We start from the raw sequence: 1533 nt of genomic DNA, 5'->3' as shown, positions 1-1533 counted from the left end.
GCTTCTCCAGCAGCTTGCGCTTGCGGGTGATGTCACCGCCGTAGCACTTGGCCAGCACGTCCTTGCGGATGGCGCGGACCGTCTCGCGGGCGATCACCCGGGCGCCGATCGCGGCCTGGATCGGCACCTCGAACTGCTGCCGCGGGATGAGGTCCTTGAGCTTGCCGGCCATCAGCACCCCGTAGGCGTAGGCCTTGTCCTTGTGCACGATGGCCGAGAAGGCGTCCACCGGCTCGCCGTGCAGCAGGATGTCGACCTTGACCAGCTCCGAGGACTCCTCACCCGAGGGCTCGTAGTCCAGGCTGGCGTAGCCCTTGGTCCGCGACTTCAGCGCGTCGAAGAAGTCGAAGACGATCTCGGCCAGCGGCAGGGTGTAGCGGATCTCGACCCGGTCGGCGGAGAGGTACTCCATCCCGTGCTGGACGCCGCGGCGGGTCTGGCACAGCTCGAGGATGGTGCCGATGTAGTCGGTCGGGGTCAGGATCGTCGCCTTGACCACCGGCTCGTAGACCTCGGCGATCTTGCCGTCCGTCGGGTACTCCGAGGGGTTGGTCACGGTCAGCTCGGTGCCGTTCTCGAGCTTCACGCGGTAGACCACGCTGGGCGCGGTGGAGATGAGGTCCAGATTGAACTCGCGCTCCAACCGCTCGCGGACGATCTCCATGTGCAGCAGGCCGAGGAACCCGATCCGGAAGCCGAAGCCGAGCGCGCCCGAGGTCTCCGGCTCGTACGTCAGCGCCGCGTCGTTCAGCTGCAGCTTGTCCAGCGCCTCGCGGAGCTCGGGGTAGTCGGCGCCGTCGATCGGGTAGAGCCCGGCGAAGACCATCGGGTTCGGCTGGCGGTAGCCGCCGAGGTCCTGGGTGGCGGGCCGGGCCACCGAGGTGACGGTGTCGCCGACGCGGGACTGCCGGACGTCCTTGACCCCGGTGATGAGGTAGCCGACCTCGCCGACCCCGAGCGAGGGCGAACTGACCGGGTCCGGCGAGACCACGCCGACCTCGATCGCCTCGTGCGCGGACTTCGTGGACATCATCAGCACCCGCTCGCGGTGGCTGAGCTCGCCGTCGACCACCCGGACGTAGGTCACGACGCCGCGGTAGGTGTCGTAGACCGAGTCGAAGATCAGCGCGCGGGCCGGCGCGTCCGGGTCGCCGACCGGCGCCGGGATCTGACGGACGATCTCGTCCAGCAGCGCCTCGACCCCCTCGCCCGTCTTGGCCGAGACCCGGAGCACCTCACCCGGGTCGCAGCCGATGATCCCCGCGAGCTCCGCGGCGTACTTGTCGGGCTGGGCGCTGGGCAGGTCGATCTTGTTCAGCACCGGGATGATGTGCAGGTCCGCGTCCAGAGCCAGGTAGAGGTTGGCCAGCGTCTGCGCCTCGATGCCCTGCGCCGCGTCGACCAGCAGCACCGCTCCCTCGCAGGCGGCCAGCGAGCGGGACACCTCGTAGGTGAAGTCGACGTGGCCGGGGGTGTCGATCATGTTGAGGACGTACGCCTGGCTCTGCCGTACGAGGGGGACGACCCCCTCGG

General features: G+C 69.1%; 1 protein-coding gene. It reads right to left on the bottom strand.

Translation table 11 applies throughout. From position 1 onward, the window contains the following. Positions 1-1533, bottom strand: a 1533-nt coding sequence (lepA, locus tag ACFE7W_RS07950) for a translation elongation factor 4 (protein ID WP_375424237.1), incomplete at both ends; no start/stop codon positions are given.

The sequence above is a fragment of the uncultured Friedmanniella sp. genome, from assembly GCF_964244285.1.
Classification (GTDB): Bacteria; Actinomycetota; Actinomycetes; order Propionibacteriales; family Propionibacteriaceae; genus Microlunatus.
This window is presented reverse-complemented; position numbering and strand designations above follow the sequence as displayed.